A 21,292-nucleotide genomic window follows, 5' to 3' on the forward strand; every position below is an offset into this window, starting at 1 on the left:
TATGATCTTGCAAGCTCTTTAGGGAGCCCAAAAGGAAGGAATTTGCGATGCGACACATCGAAGTGACGCTTGACGACAAATTTCTGCTCAAGGAAGGCCGGGTTTTCATCACCGGCGTCCAAGCCCTGCTGCGCGTCCTGATGGACCAGCGCCGGCTGGACGAACGGGCAGGATTGAACACGGCCGGCTTCGTCTCCGGCTATCGCGGCTCGCCGCTTGGCGGGCTGGACCAGCAGGCCAACCGCGCCGCCAAACACCTGAAGGCCGCCGAGGTGGTGTTCAAGGAGGGCCTCAACGAGGACCTGGCCGCCACCGCCGTCTGGGGCAGCCAGCAGGCGAACCTGTTCCCCGGCGCGAAGTTCGATGGCGTGTTCGGCATGTGGTACGGCAAGGCGCCCGGCGTCGACCGCACCGGCGACGCCTTCAAGCACGCCAATTTCGCCGGGACCCATCCGCGCGGCGGCGTGCTCGCCGTGGCCGGCGACGACCACACCTGCAAGTCCTCCACCCTGCCGTCCCAGTCGGAATACGCCTTCCAGGACTTCGAGATGCCGGTCCTGTCCCCGGCCGACGTGCAGGAGGTGCTGGACTACGGCCTGATGGGCTACGCCATGTCGCGCTTCTCCGGCCTGTGGGTCGGGCTGATCGCTCTGGCCGACACCATGGATTCCGGCGTCACCATCGACATCGGCCTGGACCGCCACCAGATTGTGACCCCCGCCAATTTCGCCATGCCGGCCGGCGGCCTGGGCATCCGGCTGAAGGACCAGCCGCTCGACAAGGAGCGCCGGCTCCGCACCCTGAAGATCCCCGCGGCGCTCGCCTTCGCCCGCGCCAACCGCATCGACCGGGTGGTGCTGCCCGCCGCCCGCCCGCGCCTGGGCATCGTCTGCCAGGGTCAGGCCTATAAGGACGTGATCGAGGCCTTCGCGGCCATGCGCATCACCCTTGAGGAGGCCGCCAGTCTCGGCGTCTCGATCTACAAGGTCGGCATGCCCTGGCCGCTGGAGCCGCAAGGCCTCAAGGCCTTCGCCGCCGGGCTTGAGACCCTGATGGTCATCGAGCACAAGCGCCCGCTGATCGAGACCCAGGCCCGCGCCGCCCTCTATGACCTGCCGGCCCACGCCCGGCCGCGGATCATCGGCAAGACCGACGAGGTCGGCCATCCGCTGCTGTCGGAACTGGGCTCGCTCTCGGTGGCGGAAGTGGCGCTGGCCATCGCCGACCGCCTGCCGCCCGGCCCGCACATGGACCGGGTCTATGACTATCTGAGCCGGGTGTCGGCCGCCTCCATGGCCGCCGTGACCCTGGGCGCCGAGCAGCAGCGCAAACCCTTCTTCTGCTCGGGCTGCCCGCACAACACCTCGACCCGCCTGCCGGAAGGCTCCCGCGCCCTGGCCGGCATCGGCTGCCACTACATGGCCAGCTTCTCCGATCCCCAGACCGACCTGAACAGCCACATGGGCGGCGAGGGCCTGACCTGGGTCGGGGCCGCGCCCTTCACGACCGAGAGCCACGTCTTCGCCAACCTCGGCGACGGCACCTACAACCACTCCGGCTCGCTCGCCGTCCGCGCCTCGATCGCGGCCGGCAGCCACATCACCTACAAGCTCTTGTTCAACGACGCCGTCGCCATGACCGGCGGCCAGGCGGCCGAGAGCGGCTTCACCCCGGCCCAGATCACCCGCCAGCTGGCCGCCGAGGGCGTCGCCAAGACCGTCATCGTCGCCGACGACACCAGCCGCTATGACGGCGTCACCGATCTCGCCCCCGGCGTCGAGGTGAAGCCGCGCTCCGAGCTGATGGCCGTGCAGCGCATGCTGCGCGAGACCCCCGGGACGACGGTCCTGCTCTATGACCAGGTCTGCGCCACCGAGAAGCGGCGCCGCCGCAAGCGCGGCAAGCTGGAGCAGGCCGAGAAGCGGGTGTTCATCAACCCGCTGGTCTGCGAGGGCTGCGGGGACTGCTCGAAGAAATCCAACTGCGTCTCGGTCGAGCCGCTGAACACCGAGTTCGGTCGCAAGCGGCGGATCAACCAGTCGAGCTGCAATCAGGACTATTCCTGCCTCGACGGCTTCTGCCCCTCCTTCGTGACCCTGGAAGGGGCGACCAACGCCCAGGCCAAGGCCATGCCGGCGCTCACCGCCGAGTCCACGCCCCTGCCGGAATTCGAGACCCTGGAAGGCGTGCGCAACATCGTCTTCACCGGCATTGGCGGCACCGGGGTGACCACCACCGCCTCGATCCTGGCCATGGCCGCCCATGTGGATGGCCGCGCCGCTTCGGTGGTCGACATGACCGGCCTCGCCCAGAAGGGCGGGGCGGTGTTCAGCCATGTGCGGATCGGCGAGACCGAGGAGACGGTGGTCGGCGGCCGCGTGCCGGCGGCCTCGGCCCATGTGCTGATCGCCTGCGACATCCTCTCGGCGGCCGGCGCCGATGCGCTCGCCCTCTACGCCAAGGACCGCACGGCGGCCTGCGGCAACGAGGACTTCGCCCCCACCGCCGACTTCGTCACCGACCGCGACGTCCGCTTCGATTCCGCCAGCATGTCACGGCGGATCGCGGCGGCGACCAAGGCCTATGACCAGTGCCCGGCCCACCATCTGGCCGAGACCGAGATGGGCGACGCCATCTACGCCAATATGATCATGCTGGGTTTCGCCTGGCAGAAGGGCCTGATCCCGATCTCCAGCCGCGCGCTCTATCGCGCCATCCGGCTGAACGGCGTCGCGGCCGAGGCCAATCTCCAGGCCTTCGAGCTGGGCCGTCAGGTCGCACACGACCCCTCCAAGCGCGGCCCGGCCGAGGCCGATGCGCCGACGCCCGAGACCATGGGTCTGGACGCCCTGATCGCCCATCGCATCGGCGAACTCACCGCCTATCAGAACGCGGCCTACGCTGAGCGCTATCGCCATCGCGTCGAGCAGGTCGCGCTCAAGGGCTCCGAAGCCCTGACCCGCGCGGTCGCCGTCAATCTCTACAAGCTGATGGCCTATAAGGACGAGTACGAGGTCGCCCGGCTCTATACGGACGGCCGCTTCGACCGCGCCCGCGACCAGACCTTCAAGGGCGGCAAGGCCAAGGTCTGGCTGGCCCCGCCGATCCTCGCCCCCAAGGACGCGCAAGGTCGCCCGAAGAAGATCGCCTTCGGCGGCTGGATGCTCGACTACGGCTTCCCGGTGCTCGCCCGGCTGAAGGGCCTGCGCGGCACGGCCCTCGACCTGTTCGGTCACAGCGAGGAGCGGCGCATGGAGCGCCAGCTGATCGCCGACTACGAGGCCGACCTGGATCGTCTGCTCAAGGACCACACCCCCGAGCGCGGCGCGCTGGCCGTCCAGATCGCCCAGGTCCCGCAATCCATCCGCGGCTTCGGCCACGTGAAGGACGCCTCGGTCGTGGCGGCCAAGGCGGAGAAGGCCAAGCTCTGGGCCAAGTGGGCGGAAGCCTGACGCCTCAGTAGGTCTGGGTGATCGTCACGGTCCTGGAGAAGTCGCCCGCCCGGGCGTCGACCTCGCGGACCAGGACATAGATCATTCCTCCGTCGCCCCAGTTCATCTTCAAAGCGGCGTCTGAATCGATTTGCGCGAGAAGCCGCCAGGATCGCGCGGCCTTGGTGATCGCCGGCGTCGCCGGGCCGTGATCGTAGGGAAGCTTGCGCTTGGCGTACTCACATTCAAGCGGCATGCAGGTTTCCTGAATCTCGGCGGGATAGCCGCAGACCTGGTGGGACGGACCATCCCCTTTGGCGAGATCCTCGCGGTCAAACGCGTCGGCATCGACCTCGCGAATGTCGCCGCCTAGCCACTCAAGGCTCGGCCGCGACATGCGTCTCCTGAAGCCGATATAGCGCTCTGGGTGGCGCCACTTGGCCGGAAGATCGGCTGGTGGAACCGCTGTCTCCAGCGTCTCCAGCGGCTGGTGCAGCACCAAGACCTGGTCCGCGAGCCCCCATCGATCATCACGGAAAAAATAGAGACCACCGGTCGAGGGCAACCAATCTGGTCCGCCGGCGGCGTGCGCCGCGGCGAGATCCAGTTGCAATAGGAATCCAAGCCGGCCGTCCGGCCCCTGTGGCCACGGCGAACCTAGCCGCCAGTCAGGGGCTCCGCCAAACTTTGAAAAGCCCGGGGTTTCAGCTTCGACCAGCATCAAGGCCGGCGCCGTCGCCCGCGTCATGCGGCGACGGAAATTTGCGGTCCGCGCCGCGACCTCTGGCGTCTCCACCGTGTCCTGCCGCTGGGCTCGGGAGTAGCCAATCAGCGCAATGCCGTAAATCGCGGCCACGACGGCGAGGAACGCTAACCACGCAACCATTTCGAACCCCCTCCTGATTAATCCATGATGTCACTCATCGATCGCTCGGAGAAGAACAAATAGGGAACTTCCGCCGCCCCTACCTGACCGCCGCCCGCACCGCCTCCGCGAACGCCGCCTGGGCGGCCCAGAGCTTGGGGTCGCTGGCGACGGGCCAGGCGGAGTTGATGGCGATGACCAGCTTCTCCTTCGGATAGATGATCACCTCCTGGCCGAAGATGCCCTCGGCGGCATAGCCGTGGGGGATCAGCCACCAGAAGTAGCCGTAGCCGGTCTCCACGCCGCTGCCGGCCGGGAATTTCACGTGCTCGGCCGTGGCGTCGGCCATCCAGCCGTCGGGCACGACCTGGACGCCGCCGGCCTTGCCGCCCTCCAGGGTGAATTGGCCGAGGCGCGCATAGTCGCGCAGGGTCATCGACATGCAGCAGCCGCCGCGCTCGTGGCCGGCGATGTCGTCCATCCAGATCGCGTCCTGCTCCATGCCGAAGGGGGCCCAGATCTTCTCCGACAGATAAGTCGAGAGCGGCTTGCCGACGGCGTTGGAGACCAGGATGCCGACCAGGTCGGTCTCGCCGGTCTTGTAGACGAACTTGGCGCCGGGCGCGGACTCGCGCGGCAGCTTGCGCATGTAGCTGACCACCGGATTGACCCCGGCCTCGTCGGTCGAGAAGCCCACCTTGGCGACATCGGAATTGGGGTCCGTATAGTCCTCGTTCCACTTCACGCCCGAGGTCATGGTGATCAGGTGGCGGACCGAGACCCCTTCATAGGCGCTGCCCTTGAGCTGCGGGATATAGGCGGTCACCGGATCGTCCAGGCTCTTGATGTAACCGTCCTTCACCGCCGCCCCGACCAGGGTGGCGGTCACCGACTTGGCGACCGAGAAGGAGGTCCAGCGGTCCTGCGGCCCCCGATCCAGGCCATAGCGCTCCAGGATGATCTCGCCGTCGTGCAGTACCAGCACGCCGGAGGTGCGCATCTGCGCCATGTAGCCGGCCAAGGTCTGGGGCTGGCCCTGCCAGGTCCAGGTCGGATCGATGGCGGTCCTGGCGACCGGCAGCGCGCGGACATGGTCGCCCCGCTTCACCACATGGGCGGGGTTCAGCTTCTCCATGTTGCGATAGCCGTACTTCTGCTGGTCCAGGGTCCAGCTGAGGATCGCGGCGCCGCCCGGCGGCGGGGGTGGGTCGGCGGCCAGGGCCGGCGCGGTGCAGAAGAGCGCGGCGAGGCCGACCGCCGCGAACCGCAGGGTGAACTTGGACATGGCGGACCTCCCCGAACGTCGTCTTGTCTTGGGCGTCAGCCTAGGGGCGGTCCGCGGATTCGTCTAACAGGCCTCTTGGATGGGCGGCGGCGTCAGAAGCGCCAGCGGCAGGCGCGCCCCGCCGATATCGGCCGCCGCCAGCTGCTCGGCCTCGACCCTCGCGTCGCGCAGATCGGCGTGGCGCAGGCGCGTCTCCGCCAGATTGGTCTTTCGGACATTCCCCCCGATCACCAGGTCGCTGAGGTCCGCGCCCCGCAGGTCGCCCTGGGCCAGATTGGCGCCCGCGAGATTGGCCCCGCGCAGGAAGGCCCGCGCCAGGTCGGCGCCGCGCAGGTCCGCCCGGCTGAGATCGGCCGCCTGCAGGGTCGCGCCGGCCAGGCGCAGGCCGATCATGATCGCGCCCGCGGCCTTCAGTCCGACCAGCTCGGCCTTGAGCAGCTGGTCGCCGATCACCCTCAGGTCCTCGCCCTCGACATTGGCCTGGGCGCCCTGCTTGCCGTGGGTCAGGCACCAGACCTGATGGCCCGCCAGCCGCTCCAGCAGCACGGGCCGCCGCGCCATGGCCTCCGGCGTCGGATCGCGCAGCACCCCCTCGGTCTTGGCGCCCGAGGTCACCGCCTTGCGGAAGTCCGTGCCGGTCAGGACGGCGCCCGACAGGTCCGCCCCTTCCAGATTGGCCTCGGCGAAGTTCGAGCCCTCCATCAGGGCGCCCTGGAAATTGGCCGACTTCAGCTTGGCCCCGACCAGGGTGGCGGCGCGCATGGTGCAGTCGGAGAAGTCGGCGTTGGGGGCCGAGGTGCGGCCGAGATTGGCGCGATCGAGGGTCGCGCCGCTCAGGTTGGCGTCCGAGGCGTCCGTGGTGCGCCAGGCCCTCTGGCCGACGGAATCGCTGGCCGAGCGCATGACCTGGCCGGGGCGGAAGTCGGCCTCGGTAAGATCGGCCTGGGAGAGATTGGCGCCGCGCAGCAGGGCGCCGCGCAGATCGGCGCGCACCAGGCTCGCCTTGGACAGGTCCGCGCCGCTCAGGTCCGCGCCGAACAGATTGGCGTGGTCGAGCCGCGCGCCCACCAGGCGACAGCCGATCAGGCTGCAGGCGCTGAGATCGGCCTCGCGCAGATCGCGCCCGGCCAGGTTCAGGCCGTCCAGCACCGCGAAGCGCAGGATCAGCCGCTGGCCGCCGTTGCGGCGCTGGATGAAGGCCTCGTGCGCGGAGACGGCGCGATCCAGCTCCGGCTGGCTCATAGGGGTCATGGTCGTCCCTTGGCGGCCGGGCGGCGACGCCCTCGCGCCCCACCCCTCACATCGCGCCTCACTCTATGGTCAAGCTTGGGCTCCCCAAGCTGGGGACAGCTCAGATTGGGGGATCGGGCGAAAGTGTCGCACCTCGCGCGCCCATGACCCGAATGCAGCCGCCCATGCCAAGATTGCCCGTTCCGCCATCGGGGAGTTTCGGATAACGACCGGGTATGGCCGAATTCGATTTTGACGCAGTGGTGGTCGGCGCCGGGGCCGTGGGCCTGGCGTGCGGCTACGCCCTGTCCCGCCGGGGCATGACCGTGGCGGTGCTGGAGGCCGGTCCGATCATCGGCGAGGGCGTCTCGGCCCGCAATTCCGAGGTCGTCCACGGCGGGCTCTACTATCCGACCGGCTCCCTGAAGGCGCGGCTCTGCGTCCAGGGACGGCGCCTGCTCTACGCCTTCTGCGACAGCCACAAGGTCACCTATGACCGCTGCGGCAAGCTGGTGGTGGCCACCAGCGCCGAGGAGGCCGACCGTCTGGGCGCCATCATGGACCAGGCGCTGGCCAATGACGTCGAGGGCATGGTCCATCTGACCAAGGCCCAGGCGCTGGCGCTGGAGCCCGAGCTGCACTGCGAGGCCGCCCTGCTGTCGCCCGAGAGCGGCGTGTTCGACAGCCACGGCTACATGCTGGCCCTGCAGGGCGAGATCGAGGCGGCCGGCGGGGCCGTCGTCACCTCGACCCCGTTCGAGGGGGCGAGCCCCATGGCCGGCGGCGGCTTCCAGGTGCGCGCCGGCGGCGACGAGCCCACCACGCTCACCGCCCGCCTGCTGGTCACCGCGCCCGGCCTGTCGGCGCAAGCCGTGGCGGCGACCATCGAGGGCTTTCCCAAGGACACCATCCCCCAGGGCTATTTCGGCAAGGGGGTCTATTTCCGCCTGACCGGCAAGGCGCCGTTCTCGCGGCTGATCTATCCGCCGCCGATCCCGGGCGCGCTCGGCACACACTATCGCCGCGACTTAGGGGGCCAGGCCGTGTTCGGCCCCGACCTGCACTTCGTCGACGCGCTGGACTACACCGTCGATCCCCGCCTGGCCGGCGAGTTCTACGCCTATATCCGCAAGTTCTGGCCCGGCCTGCCCGAGGGCGCGCTCAGCCCCGACTATGCCGGCATCCGGCCCAAGCTGCACGGCCCCGGCCAGAAGCAGCCCGACTTCCGCATCGATGGTCCCCAGGCCCACGGCCTGGAGGGTCTCGTCACCCTGTTCGGCATCGAAAGCCCGGGCCTGACCTCGTCTCTGGCGATCGGGGAAGAGGTGGCCGGGCGGCTGGGGCTCTAGCCCACCGTCCCCACGCAGGCGGCCAGCGCCTCGGCCGGGCTCGCCCGCTCCAGGTGGATCAGGGACCAGACCGCGAAGAACAGCAGCGGCCAGCGCTCCGGCCCGCCGTCGCGGAACGTCGCCTGCACGGCGTCAGGCGAGCGCAAGCCCCGCACCGCTTCAAGCCCGCTGATCCGCGCCGCGATGTCCCCCGCCCGCGGGCCGATCCAGGCGTCGACCGGCACCGTGAAGCCCTGCTTGCGGGCCCAGGGCTCGGCGGCCGGGCAGGTCTTTTCCAACCACTTGCGCACCAGCCACTTGCCATAGCGCCCGCGCACCTTGAACCGGTCGGCCAGGGGGAAGGCGAAGGCGGCGACCTCCGGATCCAGGAACGGCGTGCGCCCCTCCAGCCCATGGGCCATCAGGCAGCGATCGAGCTTCAGCAACAGGTCATTGGGCAGCCAGGTCTCAATGTCGCCCCACTGGGCCTGCTGCAGGCGGGTGAGGCCCGCAGGGGCCTTGGCGGCGGCGCGCCAGCGGGCCAGCGCGCCCGGATCGTCGGGCCGCGGCTCGGCGGCGCGTCCCCCCAGCCAGGCGGGGCGCAGGGCGCGGCGATAGCGGCCATAGCCACCGAACAGCTCGTCGCCCCCTTCGCCGGTCAGCACCACGGTCAGCACCCCCTTGGCGGCCTCGGCGAGGCGATAGGTCGGCAGGGTCGCATAGTCGGCGGTGGGGTCGTCCAGCGCCCAGGCCACCTGAGGCAGGATCCGCCAGAAGTCCTCCTCGCCGAACCGGGTCTCCCGCCAGTCGAGGTTCAGGGCCCGGGCCACCCGCTCAGCCTGGCCCCGCTCGTCCTTGGCGCCCGGCGCATCGAAGCCGCAGGTGAAGGCGGTGACGGGCCGCTCATTCAGCCGCGCCATCAGGGTCGCGATGGCCGCGGAATCGATCCCGCCCGACAGGAACAGCCCATAGGGCACGTCGGAGCGCTGATGCACCCGCACGCTGTCCTCCAGCACGGCGTCGAGCCGGGCGATGAGTTCATCCTCCCCCGCCTGCGGGGGAGGGGGACCGGCGAAGCCGGTGGAGGGGGCGAGACCGGGCGCCGTGGAGGAGGCCGCCCCCTCCACCCCGCTGCGCGCGGTCCCCCTCCCCCGCGGCGCGGGGGAGGAGATCGCCGACCGCCGCCCATGACTCACAAGCCGCCCCTCGACCACCTCGACGATTTCGCCAGGCGCCAGGCGGCGCAGGCCCTGGAAGATCGGGTCCTCGCCCAGGGTGTAGTTGAAGGCCAGCAGTTCGGCGGCCGCGTCGGAATTCACCGCCGGCTTCAGCAGGCCGGCCTCCAGGAAGGCGCGGGGTTCGGAGGCGAACAACACCGCCCCCTCATGCTCCAGCACATAGAGCGGCTTGATCCCGAAGGGGTCGCGCACCAGCCAGGTGCGCCCGTCGGCGCCCACCAGGCACAGGGCGTACATGCCGCGCAGACGCTGGAAGGCGGCCGGCCCCTCGCGGTTATAGAGGTGCAGCAGGGGCTCGAAGTCCGAGCCGGTGGCGAGCTGATCCTTCAGCTCGAACTGCGCGGTCAGCTCGACATAATTATAGATCTCGCCATTGCCGATGACGGTCGATCCGCCGACATGCAGCGGCTGCCAGCCGCCCTCCAGGTCGATGATCGACAGCCGGGCGTGGGCGAAGGACGACCCCGCATGGTCCTCCACCCGAATTCCGTTCGGGCCGCGATGGGTCAGGGCCTCGATCAGCGGCCGGGCCGAGCCCGCGCCGTGCAGCACCCCGGCTATGCCGCACATCAGATGGCCTCGTAATCGGCGAACAGCGACCGCCACTGGGTGACCACGGCGGTTTCGGAGAACTCCGCCTCCACCCGCTCGGCCCCGTTCTGGGAGAGCCGGATGCGCAGCATGGGCTCGTCGAGCAGCCGGTTCACCGCCGCGGCCAGGGCGTCGGCGTCGTCCACCGGCGCCAGCAGGCCGTCCTCGCCGTCGCGGATCAGGGCGCCCGGCCCCTGGCTGGCGGCGGCCACCACCGGCAGGCCGTGCGCCCAGGCCTGGATCACCACATTGCCCAGCGGCTCATAGCGCGAGGGGAACACGCAGACATCGGCCGAGCGGTAGAGCGCCGAGGGATCATTCCGCCAGCCCAGGAACCGCACGCGGCGTTCGACGCCCAGCGCCTGGGCCATGGCCTTGAGCTTGGCCTCCAGCGGCCCGACGCCGGCGATCCACAGATAGGCGTCCGGAATCTGGGCCAGGGCCTGCAGATTGATGTCATGGGCCTTGGCCTCGTGCAGCCGGCCCATGGCCAGCAGCAGGGGAACGTCGGGCGGGGTGTCCAGGCTCGCCCGGTCGACCGGGGCGGCCTCCGGCGGGGCGGCGGCGAAATTGGGGATGCAGCGCACACGGCCCGCCGGCCAGCCCTGGGCCACGATCCAGTCGGCGATGTCCTCGGTGTTGGCCACCAGCTCGTCGAAGCCGCGATAATATTTGAGATTGTAATAGCCGCCGAGCCGCCCGATCCGCGCCCAGGGCCCGCGCGGCGTATGGCGGGCGGCGCGGTTCATCCAGGCCAGAGCCAGCTTCACATCGTGCTTCAGGGCGAAGCGGCCGACCTTGGGCTTGGTCAGAATGTCCAGCGGACCGCCGAATCGAAAGGTCTCCACCGGCACGCCGGCGGCCTTCAGGGCGGCCTGCCGATTGGCGTTCGGGCGGATCGCGGCGGCCTGCGGCGTGCCGGCCCGGGCGAGCGCGGCCACGAGGTCGACGAAATAGGTTTCGGCGCCGCCTTCGCCAGCCGTTCCGAGGAGGTGGAGCACGCTCATGTCGAGCGGCAACCTAGCCGTCCTTTGCGTCGCACCCAAGCCGCTTGAAGCGACGAAAAGGAATCCCTATAAACCGCCCCTCGCCGAAAGGCCCGGCGGCTGGGTAGCTCAGATGGTTAGAGCGGTGGATTCATAACCCACAGGTCGGCGGTTCGATCCCGCCCCCAGCTACCACTCTCGCGGCGGACGCCCGCGACAGGCGCGTTTCGCACGACAACACCCTCGAAGATCGCGTGCTCCCCGCACCAAGCCGACGTACAACCTCTCGGCGTTTGGTTAGGTTGGATTGCGCCGCGGGCTGGCGCGTCCGGGTTTGAAGAGGGTGCGTCGTGGTTGAAGCCAGGCCGACCATGTATGTCGGGTCGGAGATGTTCGAGGCCGTGACCGACCGGGAGCGGGCGCGGCAGGTCTTCGCCATGACCGTCTCGCGGATCGAGATGGAGACCCACTCCTACTGCAATCGCAGATGTTCCTATTGCCCCAACGTGGTCGGCGACCGGATCGGGCCGAACCAGTTCATGCCGGCCGACATCCTCGAGAAGATCTATGGCGGTCTCGAGGAGATCAATTACGACCGCTACCTGATCCTGAACTACTACAACGAACCCCTGGCGGATCGATCGATCATCGCCAGGATCTCCGAGGCGCGGGCGAGACTGCCCAATGCGCGCATCATGATCTATTCCAACGGCGACTATCTGGATCGCGCCTTCATCGAGGAGCTGGCCGAGCGGCCTCGACTATCTGCACATCTCCATCCACCTGAAGCGCGGCGACCGCTACACCGACCTCTATGTGGTCAACCGGATCAATGAGATCTCGGTCCGGATGGGCATCGCCTCGCGCATCGAGACCGTGCGGACCGGCCAGCTGATGGTCGCCAAGACGCCGCACAACAAGATGGAAATCGAGATCCGGGCCATCAACTACTTCGAGCAGGGCACCGATCGCGGCGGCCTGATCAGCGAGGTCACCACGCCCCAGGGCCGCAGCGCGCCCTGCTTCTTCCCGTTCTCGCATTTCGTGATCAGCTATAACGGCCTGATCGCGCCCTGCTGCCATATCCGCAGCGACCGGCCCGAGCACGCGCCCTACATCTACGGCAACCTGCGGGACTACGACTCCATCTTCCAGGCCTTCCTGAGCGAGCCGGCGGCGGCTTGGCGCCGCGAGATGGCGGGCGGTCAGGAGAAGCGCAAGCCGTGCGACACCTGTTCGGCAGGGGTTCCGAGCCGCGACGTCCATGACGGCATGATCGCGGCGCACACGAAATTCATGACGCGCCAGGGCGGCTGACCGGCGCGGTCCTTGCGACGCGGCCCCTGAACCCCAGGGGAGCGCGTCAAAATGGAACTCGCGGCCGATCATGATTTCGCGCTCAGCATCCAGCCCGCCGACCAGGGGGACTGGCGCGCCGACCTCGTCACGTCCGAGGGGGTGAAGCTGTCGCTCGGCCTGTTCCCCTCCGCCGACGTCGCCCAGGCGGTGGCCAATCGCTCGGCCCTCATGTCGGCCCAGGTCATCGCCGCCCTGAAGCGCTCCCGCGATCGCTGGGTCTAGGTCCTCGCCTAGCCTACGGTGATCCAGCCGTCCGACAGGCTCGAGAGGCTCACGCCGGTCAGGATCATCTGGGCGCCGCCGGTCATCGAGATCACCACGTCGGCGCCGGATTGGGCCACGGTGTAGGCCGTGCCCGGATCGAGGATCACCCGGTCGCCCTCGGCGCGGTTGAAGTCGATCACCCGGTCGATCCCGGCGTCGCCGAAGCTGTGAAAGGCGTCGGCGCCTGCCCCGCCGCTGATGGTGTCATTGCCGCGGTCGCCATAGATCAGATCGTCACCCGCCCCGCCGGAGACGCTGTCGTCGCCCTGGCCGCCGCGCACCCAGTCGGCCCCGTCGCCGCCGCTGATCGTGTCATTGCCCAGATTGCCATAGACGATGTCATTGCCGCTCTCGCCGTAGAGCTGGTCATTGTCCTTGCCGCCGACCACCCAGTCGGCGCCGTTGCCGCCGTACTCGGTGTCATTGCCGACGTTGCCGTTGAGGTCGTCGAAATCGTCGCCGCCCATCAGGGTGTCGTTGCCGGCGCCGCCGCGCAGATAGTCCTGGCCCCCATTGCCCTCGATGACATTGTCGACGTCGTTGCCCATGACCGTGTCATTGCCGGACCCGGCCTTCACGTTCTCGATCACGGTGCCATAGGCCAGGCCCAGATTGTAGGACCAGGTGTAGACCTTGGGGTCGGCGAACACCTGGGCGATGGAGGCGGCCATGTCCGGATGCAGGTCGGTCCAGTACTTGGCCTGGTCCGCCGCGGACCAATAGGCGGTCGAGGAATAGGACCCCGGCGTCAGGTCGATCATCGAGCCGCGGGTGTGGGCGGTCAGGTCGAAGGTGTCGATCCCGCCCGCGTCATAGAAGGTCCGCATCACCGGGTCGGTGATGATGGTGTAGGTGGTGTCGTCGGCATTGGTCGTGGTGTCGGCGCCATAGCGCGCCTGCAGGGCGGCGATGTCGAACACCATCGGGGTGTAGGGGGCCACGTAGCGCTGGACCAGGGTGTCGACCCCGTTCACCTTCTCGATGTCGACCCAGACCCCGTCCTTGTAGTCGGTATAGGACATCACCGTGTAGCGGGTGGTGTCGTAGTCGGCGGGCAGGGTGACGTCGCCTTCAAAGGGGTGTTTCAGCCCCAGCGCGTGCCCGATCTCGTGCAGCAGCGTCATATATTCGTAAGTGCGGTCGACGAAGTTCAGCGACTTCATGTCGGCGTCCAGCCAGACGTCGCCGTTCCAGGCCCCGCCCGTCCCGCCGTTCAGGGGCGGTGAATAGGCGTAGGCGCCGGTGTCGGGATTGTTGGTGTAGTCATTGACGTCGGTGAAGGCGACGCGGATCTGGCCGGGATTGGAGACGTCGTTGGTCTCCAGCAGATGGATGTTCACCACCCGGTCCCAAAGGGCCATGGCTATCCGGACCCGGTCGGCCTGGTCGGAGGTCAACACGCCAAAATCGGCGTTCTCCGGCTCGTCGCCGGGATCGTAGCCCGGCCACAGGCTGCCGGTGGTCGGAATGGAATAGGTGACCGTCCCCCCGGACCAGAACCGGTCCGGATAGAGCAGGGCCCCCTGAATCTGATCGAGCGTCGGTACGGTCACAGGTCCCCCCCAGGACAGCGGCGCCGTGTGGCCCGCGATTCACCGCAACCTTGGATGACCGCGCGGGATGGTTGCAAGCCCAACCGATGCAAAGATCGCGATGGAGCGGAATTATTTCCCGCGGCGGGCGGGACGGGGCCGTCTCCTCGCCTCGCTGCAACGCAAAGGCGCCCGCAATCGCATCATCCACATTCCTTTATGGTTAAGCGATAGAGTTGTCATTGCATTGCAGCATTCATCAGTCATAAACCCCTTTCACGCGGCGCCGGTCGGGCGCCGATGTGATGTACGGAGTCTGCCGCCATGATCATGACCTCCCTTCGCGTCTTCCCGTCGCTGTTCGTGGGCCGCCGTTCGCTGGTCGACGCCGTGGTGGTCGACGTGGCCGGCGAAGATCCCTCGCGCACCGCCTTCACCTGCGGCGCCTGCGGCGAACCGATCCTGGCCGCGAACGGTCCGGAAGAGCTGCGTGACGTCGTCGTGAAGTGCCGCTGCGGCGAGTACAACCAGCTCTAGGACGGCCCAAGGCCGCCAAGGCGGGGCTTAGCGTCCCGCCGCGGCGTACAGCGCGTCGATCGCCGCCATGTTGGCGATGGCGTCCGCGCCCCCGGTCAGGGGGGCGACCCCGTCCCGCAGCACCTCGCGCACATGCTCCAGCTGCGCCTCATAGGTGGTGGGGCCGTCGGTCGGATGGACGGTGGTTTCGCCGCCGATCGTGGTGGTGAAGCGGCAGCCCATCTGGGGCGCCAGGAAATTGACGATCTCCAGCCGGCCCAGCTCGCCCTCCAGCACCGCGCTCGCGCCGGGCGCCTCGGGGATCATCGAGCAGGAGATCTCGGCCCGGGCGCCGCCCGGAAAGGCCAGCCGCCCCGAGAGCTGGGCGTCCACCCCGTCCTCGAACACCGCCTCGGCGCCCGTCACTGTCGGCTCCTCGCCGATCAGGGTGCGCAGGATGTGCAGGGGATAGCAGCCCAGGTCCATCAGGCCGCCGCCGCCCTGGTCGGCCCGCCAGCGCAGGTCGTCGCGGTCGCGGGGGATCTTCACCTGGAACAGGGCGCGGGCCTCGGTGATGCGGCCGAGCCGGCCGGAGCGCACCAGCGCCTCGGCCCGGCGGGTGACATTGTGGAACCGGTAGTGGAAGGCCTCGATCAGCGGCAGGCCGGCGGCCTGGGCGGCGGCGACCATGGCGCGGGCCTCGGCGGCGTCGCGGGCGAAAGGCTTTTCGCACAGCACCGGCTTGCCGGCCTGGAGCGCGGCGATGGTCCACTCCGCGTGGCCGGCCGGGGGCAGGCCGTTATAGACCAGGTCCACATCGTCGCGGGCGATCAGGGCGGCGTAGTCTCCGGCGACATGGGGAACGCCATGGGTGTCGGCATAGGCCCTGGCGCGGGCCGGATCGCGGGCGGCGACGGCCGTGACGGTGAAATCATCCCGCGCCGCGGCAGGGCCGATGACGGCGGTGACGGCGATGCGCGAGGCGCCCAACAGCCCGATGCGGATCATGGAAGTCGGCTCCTCAGGCGGCGAGCGCCGCGCCCCATTCGTTCCAGCCCGCGATACGGGGCGTGTTCGGCACGTACATGGTCTCCAGCCAGTCGATCTTGAAGCCGGCGTCGCCGATCGCGCTCGCGACCGGGCGAGTCAGGTGGCAGCCGCCGGCGATCCGCTTCCAGATCGGCTCGACGCGCCTCTGCCACTTGGAGACCTCGGGATCGGGGGCCAGGCCGTGCTCGCAGAACAGCAGCCGACCGCCCGGCTTCAGCACCCGCCGGGCCTGGGCGAGCGCGGCGCTGGGCGAATGGACCGAGCACAGGGTGAAGGTGCAGACCACGGTGTCGAAGGCGCGGTCCTCGAAGGGCAGGTCCTCGGCCATGCCGTCCTCGACCTCGACCTTCAGCCCCTCGGGGCGCGGGGCGGCCAGGGCGATGGCCCTCAGCTCCGGAGCGGGATCGACCCCGAACACCGAATCCACCTTGCCCGGATCGTAATAGGCGAGGTTCAGCCCCATGCCGATGCCCAGCTCCAGCACCCGGCCGGCGGCGCGGGGCACGATCTTGGCCCTCTGCTTCATCATCGGCGGCGAGGAGCAGGCGCACTTCAGGAGGCCTGGCAGGACGAAACGGTCATAGAGCGACGGCATGGCGTGTTTCCCCCCGGAACCTGGCCCAGCTTACGCGGCGGGGGGCGCGCCGCCAGGGGGAAAGCGCGTCCCGCTCAATGTTCCGGGGGCGGCGGCGCGTTGGTCGGCGCCGGGCGGCAGAAGGGCACGATGACCAGGGCGGCGAGAAAGGCCCAGGCCATCAGCCGGTAGGTGTCGGCGAAGGCCAGGGTGGTGGCCTCGCGGCCGACGATCCGCGCCATCTGGGCCTGGGCGAGGGACAGGGCGTAGCCGGCGTCCGGCGTGAACTGGCGGGCGTAGGCCGCGAGGCCCGAGACCACCGCCTGGCCGGTCGCCGCATGCTCGCCCATCTGGGCGCCGAGGCTGGCGGCATGCATGCGGCCGAAGTCCTGGAGCCAGGTGTTGACCACGGCGATCCCGATCGCCCCGCCCAGATTGCGCATCAGGTTGAACAGGCCCGAGGCGTAGCGCAGTTCCGAGGGCGCGACCCCGTTCAGAGCCATGCCGACCGCCGGCACGATGCACAGCAGTATGGCGAAGCCGCGCACGGCCTGGGGTGCGAACAGCTCCCAGAACCCCCACTGCGGGGTGATCGCCGAGAACATCCAGAGCCCCAGGGCGAACAGGCTGAAGCCGACCCCGATCACGTAACGGCCGTCGACCCGGGTCGAGAGCCGGGCGGCGATGGGGGCGGCGAAGGCCATGGTGAGGCCAGTGACGAACACCGTGCCGCCGATCTGCAGGCTGGAGAAGCCGCGCACCCGGCCCAGGAACACCGGGGTCAGATAGGTGGCCGAATAGAGCCCGAAGCCGATCACCAGGTTCAGGACGCAGGCCATGGCGAAGGTCGGTCGCCGGAAGGGGGTCAGCTTCAGGACCGGCACGGTCGAGAACAGACTGCGTTCGAAGAACACAACGCCCCCGACGAAGGACAGCCAGGCGGCGCTGGCGACCCCGATGTCGTTGAACCATTCGTGCCGGGGCCCTTCCTCCAGCATGTACTGCAGCCCGCCCAGGAACACGGCGAGCGATCCGACATGCAGCCAGTCGATGCGCTTCAGCATCTGGGGCTGGGCCTCATCGACCTTGCCCAGCAGGGGCAGGATCACGGTGATGGCGACGCCGGGGATCAGGTTGATGAAGAACAGCCAGCGCCAGTCGGCGACATCGGTGATCCAGCCGCCGACGCTGGGACCCAGAGTGGGGGCCAGGGTCGAGGTGATGCCCAGGATCGCCGGCACCATGGCGCGGCGCGGGCCATCGAACAGGACGAAGCCGGTGGCGAACACCGTGGGCACCATCGCCCCGCCGACAAAGCCTGCAGGGCCCGGAAAAGATCATCGAATCAATGTCCCAGGCCATGCCGCACATCAGGCTGGAGAGGGTGAACAGCCCGGCCGAGGCGGTGAACAGCCACCGCGTCGAGATCGCCTGGGACAGGAAGGCGGCCAGCGGGATCATGACGATCTCGGCCATCAGATAGGCGGTCTGGACCCAGGCGATCTCGTCGGGCCCGGCCGACAACCCGGCCTGGATCGAGCCCAGCGAGCCCGCGACGATCTGGATGTCCAGCAGGGCCATGAACTGGCCGAAGGCCATCATGGCGAAGATCGCAATCTTGGTGCGATCGGGCAGGGTCGACGGGTTCACGGCAGGGGCGGTCATGGTCGGCCTTGCGCCTCGGGTTTCATAGTATTATGTCCATCATATAAAGCGGGATGCGGCGATGCGCTATAGCCAGACGCACAAGGAAGAGACCCGGAAGAAGGTGCTGGACGCCGCCGCCGCGGCGGTGCGCAGCCAGGGGCCGGACCGTGTCGGCGTGGCCGAGATCATGGCCCAGGCGGGCCTGACCCATGGCGGCTTCTACGCCCACTTCAAATCCAAGGACGAGATGGTCGCCGCGGCCATCACCCAGGCCTTCGACCAGAGCCGCCGCCGCTTCAAGCGGCTGGGCGAGGGGATGTCGGACGCCGAATACCTTTCCGCCTTCGTGGACAACTATGTCTCGGCCGTCCATCGCGACGCGCCCGAGCGCGGCTGTCCCGTAACCACCCTGTCGAACGACCTCCCCCGACAGGGCGAGCCCGCGCGCGCCGCCTTCGACGCCGGCGTGAAGTCCCTGATCGCCTCCCTGGCAAGCCGTCTGACCGTGGGGGCCGCGTCTGATCGCGAGGCCCTCGCGGGCTCGCTGGTGGCGGAAATGGCCGGCGCCGTCGCGTTGGCGCGCGCGGTCTCCGACCGAGACTTCTCCGACCGTCTGTTGTCCGACACCCGTGAGCGGGTGAAGGCGCGGATGGGCCTTGTCCCTCCCCAGAAGGCCTGACCCCCTTGAGCACCGACACCCTGACCCCTGAAGCGCATAGCCCCGGCGCCCCGGCCCCGAGCGGGCTCGAGCAGCTGCGCGACATCTTCCAGAACCCTGACCGCGCGCCCTCCGGCATGGGGGCGACCATGGGCATTGATCATGTGGAGATCGAGGAAGGCCGCGTGGTGTTCGGCGCCACGCCGCACGCCGGCGTCTATAATCCGATCGGCACGGTGCACGGCGGCTTCGCGGCCACCCTGCTGGACTCCTGCCTGGGCTGCGCGGTCCATTCCAAGCTGAAAGCCGGCCAGGGCTATACGACGCTTGAGCTCAAGGTCGCTTATCACCGGGCGATGACGACCGCGACCGGGCCGATCCGCGCCGAGGGGGTGGTGATCAATATGGGCCGCCGCGCCGCCTTCGCCGAAGGCCGGCTGACCGACCTGAACGGCCGGCTCTACGCCACCGCCACCAGCACGCTCCTGGTGTTCGAGCGATGAGCGCCGCGACCCTGGACGGCGCGCCCGCCGAGATCGTCACCACACCTGCGCGCCGGCGGCCGTCGCGCCGCGCCATCCTGGTGCTGGGCGCCGCGGTGGTTGCGGCCGCCCTGGGCGTCGCCTGGCTCAATGCGCCGCGCGCCGCGGTCAGCACCGACAACGCCTATCTGAAGACCGACCGCACCGAGGTCGCGCCCCGGGTGAAGGGCCAGATCGCCCAGGTGCTGGTGGTCGACAATCAGCGCGTGGTCGCGGGCCAGCCTCTGATCCGGCTGGACCCGTCCGAATACGCCGCCCGCCTGGCCTCGGCGGAAGGGGATCTGGCGCTCGCCCAGGCCCAGGTGGCCTCCGCCCAGGCCGCGCTCGCCCGGCTGGGCGCCGAGCAGAGCCTCGCCGAGGCCTCGACCCGCCAGGCCGAGACCGACATCCGCGCCGCCGACGCCCAGTCCGACCGCGCCCAGGCCGACTGGAAGCGTTTCCAGGCCCTGGTGGGGGACGGCACCGTGGCCCGCCGCGACGCCGAGCGCGTCCACGCCGACGCCCTGAGCGCCTCGGCCGCCGCGGAAAAAGACCCGCGCCGCCCTGGCCGTCAGCCGCGATCAGGCGACGGTCACGGGCGCCGCCGGGCTGAGCTGGACGCCGCATTGGACGCGGCCCGCGCCGCCGAGGCCAAGGCCCGCGCCGCCCTCGACCTCGCCCGCCAGGACGCCGACCACGCGGTGATCCGCGCCCCCATCGCCGGCGTGGTCGGGGACCGCCAGGCCAATCCCGGCGACTTCGTCCAGCCCGGCGCCCGGCTCCTGACCCTGGTGCCGATGGAGACCCTGTACGTCACCGCCAATTTCAAGGAGACCCAGACCGACCGCATGCTGCAGGGACAGCCGGCGATCGTGCGGGTCGACGCCCTTCCAGGCGTCAAGCTGAAGGCCCATGTGCAGAGCTTCGCGCCGGGATCGGGATCGGAATTCGCCCTGCTGCCCTTCGAACCGGGCACAGGCAATTTCACCAAGATCGTGCAGCGGATTCCGGTGCGGCTGACCTTCGATCCCGGTCAGGCGGAGGTGGCGCGCCTGCGCCCCGGCCTCTCGGCCAAGGTCACGGTGCGCCTGAAGGACTGATCAGGCCGCGGCGGCGGCCGACGCGGTTCCGCCGCCCAGGTTCTCCTGCAGGGCGCGCAGCAGGGTCTCGGGTTTCATGGGCTTTTCGACGACGCCGTTCATGCCGGCCGACAGATAGCCGGCGGCGTCCTCAGGGTCGGCGTTGGCGGTGAGCGCGATGATCGGCACCCGCCCGGCCGGGCCGGCGAACTGGCGGATCTCGCGGGTGGCCGCGACCCCGTCCATGCGGGGCATCTTGATGTCCATCAGGATCAGGTCGAAACGGCCCGAGCGGGCGGCCTCCACGGCCTCGACCCCGTCCATGGCGCTCTCTGAGGTGCAGTCGAACATCTCGCAGAGGGTCTCGGCGACCATGCGGTTGGTGGCGTTGTCGTCGACCACCAGGATGTGGGCGCTGCGCCCGTTCTCGCCGCCCGCGGTCTCGCCCTCGGAGACCTCCGGTAGGGCGCAGGGGGCCTCGAATTCGAACACCAGGGTCTCGCCGCCGCCGCGATTGTCGTCGGCGCGGATTCGGCCGCTCAGGGCGTTGAGGATCGTGCGGCCAAGGGCGGAGGCGAGCGCGATCTCAAGGCCGAACAGGGCCTCGATCTCGCGGATATCCAGGGCGCGGGCGCCGAGATTGCGGTCGCCGCCGCCGCGGACGCGGCCCTCGATCTTGATGGTGTCGCCGGTCTGCACCGCCCGCAGGGTGGCCTCGACCGCCCCTCGGCGCACGCCGGCCAGGGCCTGGGCGATCAGGCCGTCAAAGGCCTGGATGGTGCGCGGCGCGTCGATGATCGCCGAGGCTTCCGGGTCGCCGTCATAGGAGACCAGCAGGGTGACGCCGGAATCCCGGGCCCGGTCGCCCCAGCGGGCCTCCAGGTCGTCGACCAGGTCGCGCAGCCGGTGGGGCTGGGGGTTGAGCTCTATGCCCGTCGCGGACGCCGTCATCAGGTCCATGCTGGAGGCGACGATCTGGCGGACGTTCAGGCAGGCCTCGGTCACCCCGGCGACGCAGGCCTGGGCGTCATGGCCCAGGGGCTGGCGCGACAGGCGCTCGGCGAGCGCCAGCACGCCCTCCATCTGCTGATGGATTTCGCTGGTGACGCGCTCGAAAAAGAACTCTTTCGACGGCATG

19 protein-coding genes and 1 tRNA gene are annotated in these 21,292 nt (G+C 69.4%); 10 read left to right on the forward strand and 10 right to left on the reverse strand.

Features of this window, described 5'->3' with window-relative positions; genetic code table 11:
- Window positions 1-47: 47 nt before the first annotated feature.
- The gene (locus MQH10_RS04470; RefSeq protein WP_242562867.1) at window positions 48-3,452 is read left to right on the forward strand and encodes an indolepyruvate ferredoxin oxidoreductase family protein; all 3,405 of its coding nucleotides are present in this window, start codon (window positions 48-50) and stop codon (window positions 3,450-3,452) included.
- Window positions 3,453-3,456: 4 nt separating this feature from the next.
- Here the strand turns inward: MQH10_RS04470 and MQH10_RS04475 are convergent, their stop codons facing one another.
- From MQH10_RS04475 to MQH10_RS04485, 3 genes are all read right to left on the reverse strand, one after another.
- Window positions 3,457-4,317: a DUF1963 domain-containing protein gene (locus MQH10_RS04475; RefSeq protein ID WP_242562868.1), complete on the reverse strand. Its 861-nt coding sequence runs from the start codon at window positions 4,315-4,317 to the stop codon at window positions 3,457-3,459.
- A 79-nt stretch (window positions 4,318-4,396) separates the two neighbouring features.
- Window positions 4,397-5,581 (reverse strand): serine hydrolase domain-containing protein, encoded by a 1,185-nt coding sequence (locus MQH10_RS04480; RefSeq protein WP_242562869.1) that lies wholly within the window; start codon window positions 5,579-5,581, stop codon window positions 4,397-4,399.
- A 63-nt stretch (window positions 5,582-5,644) separates the two neighbouring features.
- On the reverse strand, window positions 5,645-6,832 hold the full coding sequence (locus MQH10_RS04485; RefSeq protein ID WP_242562870.1) for a pentapeptide repeat-containing protein: 1,188 nt from the start codon (window positions 6,830-6,832) through the stop codon (window positions 5,645-5,647).
- Window positions 6,833-7,047: 215 nt separating this feature from the next.
- Here MQH10_RS04485 and MQH10_RS04490 point away from each other — a divergent pair, with 215 nt between their 5' ends.
- Entirely contained in the window at window positions 7,048-8,160 is a 1,113-nt protein-coding gene (locus tag MQH10_RS04490; protein WP_242562871.1) for an NAD(P)/FAD-dependent oxidoreductase, read from the forward strand.
- Here the strand turns inward: MQH10_RS04490 and asnB are convergent.
- Complete coding sequence (asnB, locus tag MQH10_RS04495) at window positions 8,157-9,947, reverse strand: asparagine synthase (glutamine-hydrolyzing) (protein WP_242562872.1); 1,791 nt, start codon at window positions 9,945-9,947, stop codon at window positions 8,157-8,159. The genes MQH10_RS04490 and asnB overlap by 4 nt on opposite strands.
- Window positions 9,947-10,987 (reverse strand): glycosyltransferase, encoded by a 1,041-nt coding sequence (locus MQH10_RS04500; protein WP_242562873.1) that lies wholly within the window; start codon window positions 10,985-10,987, stop codon window positions 9,947-9,949. Before MQH10_RS04500 ends, asnB begins: the two co-directional genes overlap by 1 nt.
- An 85-nt stretch (window positions 10,988-11,072) precedes the next feature.
- On the opposite strand from MQH10_RS04500, the gene MQH10_RS04505 reads away from it, so the two are divergent.
- The 4 genes from MQH10_RS04505 to MQH10_RS04520 all read left to right on the forward strand — a co-directional run bounded on the left by MQH10_RS04505 (window position 11,073) and on the right by MQH10_RS04520 (window position 12,535).
- Window positions 11,073-11,149, forward strand: a tRNA-Met gene (locus tag MQH10_RS04505).
- A 155-nt stretch (window positions 11,150-11,304) separates the two neighbouring features.
- Window positions 11,305-11,790, forward strand: coding sequence for a radical SAM protein (locus MQH10_RS04510; protein ID WP_242562874.1), 486 nt, complete (start codon window positions 11,305-11,307; stop codon window positions 11,788-11,790).
- A complete protein-coding gene (locus MQH10_RS04515) occupies window positions 11,771-12,271 on the forward strand; it encodes an SPASM domain-containing protein (protein ID WP_242562875.1) in 501 nt (166 codons plus the stop codon). Before MQH10_RS04510 ends, MQH10_RS04515 begins: the two co-directional genes overlap by 20 nt.
- Window positions 12,272-12,322: 51 nt before the next feature.
- Window positions 12,323-12,535 (forward strand): hypothetical protein, encoded by a 213-nt coding sequence (locus MQH10_RS04520; protein ID WP_242562876.1) that lies wholly within the window; start codon window positions 12,323-12,325, stop codon window positions 12,533-12,535.
- Window positions 12,536-12,543: 8 nt separating this feature from the next.
- Here MQH10_RS04520 and MQH10_RS04525 read toward each other — a convergent pair whose 3' ends face one another.
- The gene (locus tag MQH10_RS04525; protein ID WP_242562877.1) at window positions 12,544-14,130 is read right to left on the reverse strand and encodes a matrixin family metalloprotease; all 1,587 of its coding nucleotides are present in this window, start codon (window positions 14,128-14,130) and stop codon (window positions 12,544-12,546) included.
- 303 nt (window positions 14,131-14,433) lie between these two features.
- On the opposite strand from MQH10_RS04525, the gene MQH10_RS04530 reads away from it, so the two are divergent.
- The gene (locus MQH10_RS04530; protein WP_242562878.1) at window positions 14,434-14,646 is read left to right on the forward strand and encodes a hypothetical protein; all 213 of its coding nucleotides are present in this window, start codon (window positions 14,434-14,436) and stop codon (window positions 14,644-14,646) included.
- Window positions 14,647-14,673: 27 nt separating this feature from the next.
- Here MQH10_RS04530 and MQH10_RS04535 read toward each other — a convergent pair whose 3' ends face one another.
- The 3 genes from MQH10_RS04535 to MQH10_RS04545 form a co-directional block, all read right to left on the reverse strand.
- Window positions 14,674-15,633, reverse strand: a complete 960-nt coding sequence (locus MQH10_RS04535; protein ID WP_242562879.1) for a Gfo/Idh/MocA family protein — start codon at window positions 15,631-15,633, stop codon at window positions 14,674-14,676.
- 13 nt (window positions 15,634-15,646) lie between these two features.
- Window positions 15,647-16,270: a class I SAM-dependent methyltransferase gene (locus MQH10_RS04540; RefSeq protein WP_242562880.1), complete on the reverse strand. Its 624-nt coding sequence runs from the start codon at window positions 16,268-16,270 to the stop codon at window positions 15,647-15,649.
- A 74-nt stretch (window positions 16,271-16,344) separates the two neighbouring features.
- Window positions 16,345-17,550, reverse strand: coding sequence for a DHA2 family efflux MFS transporter permease subunit (locus tag MQH10_RS04545; protein ID WP_242562881.1), 1,206 nt, complete (start codon window positions 17,548-17,550; stop codon window positions 16,345-16,347).
- Window positions 17,551-17,975: 425 nt separating this feature from the next.
- Here MQH10_RS04545 and MQH10_RS04550 point away from each other — a divergent pair, with 425 nt between their 5' ends.
- The 3 genes from MQH10_RS04550 to MQH10_RS04560 are packed head-to-tail and all read left to right on the forward strand — an operon-like array spanning window position 17,976 to window position 20,175.
- Window positions 17,976-18,575, forward strand: a complete 600-nt coding sequence (locus tag MQH10_RS04550; protein WP_242562882.1) for a TetR/AcrR family transcriptional regulator — start codon at window positions 17,976-17,978, stop codon at window positions 18,573-18,575.
- A 5-nt stretch (window positions 18,576-18,580) separates the two neighbouring features.
- Window positions 18,581-19,057: a PaaI family thioesterase gene (locus MQH10_RS04555; protein ID WP_242562883.1), complete on the forward strand. Its 477-nt coding sequence runs from the start codon at window positions 18,581-18,583 to the stop codon at window positions 19,055-19,057.
- Window positions 19,054-20,175, forward strand: coding sequence for an HlyD family secretion protein (locus MQH10_RS04560; protein WP_242562884.1), 1,122 nt, complete (start codon window positions 19,054-19,056; stop codon window positions 20,173-20,175). The genes MQH10_RS04555 and MQH10_RS04560 overlap by 4 nt, the downstream gene beginning before the upstream one ends.
- Here MQH10_RS04560 and MQH10_RS04565 read toward each other — a convergent pair whose 3' ends face one another.
- Window positions 20,176-21,291, reverse strand: a complete 1,116-nt coding sequence (locus MQH10_RS04565) for a response regulator (RefSeq protein ID WP_242562885.1) — start codon at window positions 21,289-21,291, stop codon at window positions 20,176-20,178. It abuts the gene before it with no gap.
- Between the last annotated feature and the right edge of the window lies 1 nt (window position 21,292).

It is taken from the genome of Phenylobacterium aquaticum (assembly GCF_022695515.1).
Lineage (GTDB): Bacteria > Pseudomonadota > Alphaproteobacteria > Caulobacterales > Caulobacteraceae > Phenylobacterium > Phenylobacterium aquaticum.